Below are 5,147 nucleotides of genomic sequence, written 5' to 3' on the forward strand. Positions count from 1 at the left end.
GTGCTGATTTCCTGGTCAAATCCGGTCTAATTCATCGCTGTCTGCAATTCAACCAAGCGGAAATCAGTGGATATTGGCACCCTTCGGGCGCTGATATGCCTCTATCTGGGGATTTGGGAAAAATCTCAAAAAATAGTTGACATAGCAAGGATCATAGCGTTGCCGCGCCTTGCATGCCTTCATTTGAAAATTTGGCTCTTCAGCAGAATCTGTGGGTAAACTCAGGCTCGGGTAAAGCACCAAGTGCATGATACAAAGCGATTTCCGCGCCCCGATACGTCCGAAAACCGAAGGGTTTTCTGGAGGTCAGTTTTGCCTTGGTGTTGAAACCCTCCACAACACCACTGGAAAGCTGCCCCCCCTGGCCCGGAACCAGTTGAGCAACAGCGGCTGATGACCTCGCAGCATCCGGGCCACTTTCTTCATCGGCTCGATTTTCGATCGCATCGTTTTCGTACACCACCTATCCAGAAACTGACCGGCCCAGTAGGGCGAAACGTAACCCCAGAAGAACTGGAACGCCTCCTTCAGCAGGTAGGCCCGCACGCTGCGAAGGTTGTACTGCAGCAGTTCCGCCAGCTTACTCTCCTGCGCAAATCCAACACAAACCTATTTTCTCTCCACTGTTATTTCTCTTAATTGCAATAACTCATCATCCAGTCCGTAACGAACCACCTCAATCCGATCACTACACTGAGAAACAAAATCGCCTGTTATTTCTGGAAGTTGAAATGGGAAGAATGCTGGATTGTTCAACAGCAGCCCCAGCGCCCCTTTGGCCTCCTGGGTGGCATGAAGTGCGGACTCAAACAACAAGATGGCCAGATCGGAATCCGCCACGTTGACCGGTGCTGATTTCTTATAGCATCCCTTAGCGTCGGAATCCTTCAGTGCTCCCCAGGCGACAAAGGAGCGGATTACAAAACGCGCATAGCGGCTTACAGTTTGCCGGTCGCCATATTGCTCCTTGAGGCGGTTTATGATTTGCGTCTGGGTGACTCGGTCTTGCAGTGCCAACAAGCGGCCAGTTTGCTGTGCCACATTGAACCAGAAAGGATAAACAGCTGAAACCATCCCCCAGTGAACTGCTAGACCCATTGACGGATATCCACGGAGAAATGCTAGTGATGCATCTCGGAACGAAATCAGTTCTGGCTCCGGAGATACCCATATCTTCATCAGATTATTGACGACGAATGTTCGGGTTTGATCGCTGCGCTTTCCTTCGGAGCCATCGCCTTTACGTTCAGTCAGGAACTTATGGAGCTCCTGACGAACCGTCTTAGCATCCAAGCCGGCAAGTAGCAGATTGGCTGTCTTCTGCATCCACTCAAGACGGATTGCCTGCTTGATGCCGATGGCTTCATGTCTTTTCCCCATCACCCTACCCTCCTTTCAAATTTCACAAGTGGCACGATGACTTCCTCAATGGCAATACCGCCATGACCGACGATTGACTTGCCAGGACTTACGAATGCATCACGCGCCCCAGCGATAAGCGGGAAATAGCCCGATGGCAGTCCGACCGGCTGCCACTCGCGGGCAAAGCGATAAGCATCGGCAACCTGCGAGCGCAGTTCCGGGGTTGGGTAAACACGGACCCGCTCACCTCGAGTCTCGGCGATCACGCCTTCGGATGGTCTGCCTGCACCAACGCATTCGATATTCCCATGATCAGCCGTCAGCCAGACATCATATCCATAGTCCAGCAGATTTCCGACCAGCGCACAGAGGAATCCTTTCTCACACCATTGCTTTATCTGGTTGTGCATACCGGCTGCACCAAGCTGCATGCCGTGCATAATCTTGTCGACCTTGTCTACGACCAGTCCTACCACCTTCGTCTTGCCAGGGTGGATCGCGGCGTCGAGCACACTGGATGCATCGCCATCACCCAGGCCACGCTGATAGGCGATATCCAGCCGAGAAATACCGTGATCTTCCCAGAAATGCTTCCAGAGCTTCTCTTCACTATTGGTCGAATTGATGGATGACGGGAAATAGAGTGGTGGTTTGCCGGAAAAAATCGACTGTCTTGATACGGAAGTCAGCGTTGGAATCCATGCAAAGGTCGCGGATTCACGCATGACCAGATTGTTGTCCTGCTTATGCAGAAGCTGACGAACGGTAACCCACTGATCCAGAGCAAGCCCATCGACCACGATCAAGGCAGCACGGCCGTCCCCCGAACACTCCACATCCCGAGCCAGGCGTCGTGGCACATGGTGCAGCATCACCGGATTGGTGGGTGGCAGATTGATCAGGCTGGAGTAATGGTCACTCAGCCACCTGGAAAACGTAGCGTTCAAGGCATCACCGACATCTTTAAGCCGGGATTGATGTGCAGCGTCACTCCCACAATGGACTAGCGAGGAGAGTTCGGCCCATTTCAGCGCAAAGGCGGTCCAGTCTGAATGTCGGGATTCCTCTGTTGGCAGATCCTTTTCGACAAGTTCAAACAGGCGGGAGATGCGTATTTCGTCATCATCAGCACTTGCGGGGACGATGCCACATCGAATCCAGGAACCGGGTTCCACATCAATCTCAGTCGCATGAATGGGGCTAAGTTTCCCTTCAACGAAGAGATTGTCGATGTAGACCTTGATGTCCTGATGATCAAATGGCAGGACGTCTGGCCCTGGAAATTTGAGTCCGTATTGATGCTCACCATCCCTGGTTCGCACCACAGGGGCATCGCTCCGCGATGTCCCAATGGACTCTCCTGCCCATTGGTCCGGGGAACCTTCTCTGAGCTGATCGGCCTTGCTCAACCTGCTCAGAAATACTGGCCAGCGCTCCTGAAGAAATGCGAAGAACGCTTCGTCATCGGGCACGATTTCGTCCAATGGCCATGCCTTGAAACCACTATGTTCACGAAGCACCTGAACAAGCCGCTCAGCCAGCGTGAAAGGGATCTGAATCTTTCCGTAATGTAGACGAAGCAAGGCCCTCAAGAGTTCAACATCACTGGAAATCAGCTCTGCGGCAATGCCGAATACATAGCAGAGAATGAATTCCTTGGTGGCGTTGTCGCCCTTGCGGTCGGGTGGCGACTTGCGTTGTGCATCGTATAAGGAATCCAGCAGACTCCGGTCGAGTTTTTCGATGACCGGATAGCTCAGATTGGGAAAGAGCTCGCCAAGGTTGAAGGAGAGTTTTCTTCCGGCTTGCAGCAGATCATAAGGCAATGACTCCAGCTCGACATCTTGCAGACGGAGAATAACCACCAAGTCCGTATGTTTGCCACGATCCCAAATCGAGCGATATTTGGATTCATAGGCGTATCGGAATTCGACCGGGTCGTTGAATTCGATCAGATCAAATCCGCGCCCACGCAGTTCCAGCGCCAGTTTTTCTTCGGTTAACAAGCTGTCTGGATCGGCGACCAGGGTCAGTTTGCTGACGTTGGGAACAAAATCATTCAGGATGGTGTCTCGCCAACTACTCATTTTTGAAGATGCACCAGGGTTCATTGTGAGCCTCGTCTGCGCGAATACTCTTGGAGTCGCATGTAACGAGCATCTTGCACAAGCTGTGGCGCAACCTGCCCGATCTCATCCAAACATTGCCCCAACTCCCGGGGCGCCCACTGTTGGTCAGCAATTACGGCATCCAGCAGGCGCAATGCATCCGCCGGGTATCGGCTGCATAAATCCGATTCGTGCAGCATATCAACAACGTAGTGTGGATGTTCGAGCGGTTGCAGCCAGTCTTTTACCGCAGCCAAAGCAGCCGGGAATTCGCCTCGGGCGGCAATGCTCATCAGGGTTAAGCGTTCGGCAAGTCGTGGGGTGGTCAGGTCGCGGGACTTGGGCCAAACCTGCTGCCAAAAGGGCTGGACACGGTTCTTCCAGTAGTCCTCGCGCCGATCGGCAGATCCTTCGAGCGCCTGGAAAAGCGCCTGTGCGGACGCCTCAATCCCGTCTTGAGGCAGCGCACCCATCGCGGAACGGAATTCATCCACGGTGTATCCCTCGGTTGGTCCCAATGCTGCGTACGTCAGGAAGGCCGCGAACTGTTGTCTGTGCTCACCCAGGTCGGTGTAGTGGTTTGCGCTCTCAAGGAACTGGGCTCTGAAGGCCGTCAGCAAGGGCTGGTACAAGCGGGGTGACCACAGGAAGCCTTCCCATACGGATTTCGCTTCGGCCGGATTGCTCCAACTGAATAGCGGCAACAGATATTGCTCAGTCCACGGACGGTCCACTCGGAAAAACGCGATCAATCGCGAACCCAGCAGTACTCGACCGTGGCGGAATCGGCCCACCTGAACATCGCACAGTTCGGTGAAGAAAGGTCTGATGTCGGCTGGAAGCAGATCGTTATCGTTCGGGTTCTGTTTGAACCACAGGTTGATCAGCGCCTGCGTGACATGCCCGACTGGGTGGTTGATGGCCTCGGTGACAGGTTGGTCAATTGGCTCGCCGTTGCGCGTCATCCCAGTGCCCGCTTCGAGTGGCACTGCCAACACACGGCGGCACAGGTCCAACAGGATGTCCTCGTGGCGATCAATCGACTTAGACACAGCCTCGAGCCACCACGTCACACTGTGGGCGATCTCCTGAATGACTTTGTCGGGCATGGTCTGCAGCACTGGCGCGGCAGAACGCCATATCCGCTGAACCTGCTTTCCATTGCCCCATGCATACAGAGCATCACTCCAACGACCGCTAAGCCAATTTCCCTGTCCAGCCAAATCAGCGAGGGCAAACAAACAATTCAAAGGGTGTTTTGTGCATACATCCCTCCACGTGTTCTCATAGAACGGTCCACGTTCGGGCTGCGGCTTCGTCAACCATTGCACGAGTTTGCGCCGCTTGCGGGGGGCGATGTCGATCTCCCGACTTTCCTCATAGTCCGGGTCTCCAGTGCCACTCATCCAATGGGAAAACTCGTCGCGTTCATTAGCCGCTAACTGCCATTGCGGGTGGGCGCTGGACAACTCAGCCAATCGTGTCTGTGCAGTGGTACTCAGCGCAAGGCTCGATGAGCGCTTCGGCCTTGGCATCCGGGCCTGCCTGCTCAGAGTGGCGGGCGGCATCGAGCAGAGTCTCCACATGGCTGCTTTCGCTTTGCAGGGCGGACACATGGGATTTCAGAAGCTCGTCAAGCAACTCCTGGCCGTCCATGTCGTACAATTCGTCAAAGCC

General features: G+C 54.2%; 4 protein-coding genes and 1 pseudogene. All 5 read right to left on the reverse strand.

Features of this window, described 5'->3' with window-relative positions:
* Positions 1 to 199: 199 nt before the first annotated feature.
* Positions 200 to 591 (reverse strand): annotated as a pseudogene (locus tag ACOCD2_RS11915) (transposase); the annotation flags it as partial.
* Between the two features lie 18 nt (positions 592 to 609).
* Positions 610 to 1,380, reverse strand: a complete 771-nt coding sequence (locus ACOCD2_RS11920) for a hypothetical protein (protein ID WP_419625706.1) — start codon at positions 1,378 to 1,380, stop codon at positions 610 to 612.
* Positions 1,380 to 3,449: a BREX-3 system phosphatase PglZ gene (gene pglZ, locus ACOCD2_RS11925; protein WP_419625707.1), complete on the reverse strand. Its 2,070-nt coding sequence runs from the start codon at positions 3,447 to 3,449 to the stop codon at positions 1,380 to 1,382. Before pglZ ends, ACOCD2_RS11920 begins: the two co-directional genes overlap by 1 nt.
* 20 nt (positions 3,450 to 3,469) lie before the next feature.
* The gene (locus ACOCD2_RS11930; RefSeq protein WP_419619075.1) at positions 3,470 to 4,948 is read right to left on the reverse strand and encodes a hypothetical protein; all 1,479 of its coding nucleotides are present in this window, start codon (positions 4,946 to 4,948) and stop codon (positions 3,470 to 3,472) included.
* A partial coding sequence (locus ACOCD2_RS11935) for a hypothetical protein (RefSeq protein ID WP_419604305.1) occupies positions 4,941 to 5,147 on the reverse strand: 207 nt, incomplete at its 5' end. The genes ACOCD2_RS11930 and ACOCD2_RS11935, both read right to left, overlap by 8 nt.

The sequence above is a fragment of the Thiolapillus sp. genome, from assembly GCF_048562965.1.
Lineage (GTDB): Bacteria > Pseudomonadota > Gammaproteobacteria > Chromatiales > Chromatiaceae > Thiolapillus > Thiolapillus brandeum_A.

Coding starts and splice junctions, on each gene's coding strand:
- ACOCD2_RS11920 (WP_419625706.1), bottom strand. CDS start 1,380: ATGGGGAAAAGACATGAAGCCATCGGCATCAAGCAGGCAATCCGTCTT.
- pglZ (WP_419625707.1), bottom strand. CDS start 3,449: ATGAGTAGTTGGCGAGACACCATCCTGAATGATTTTGTTCCCAACGTC.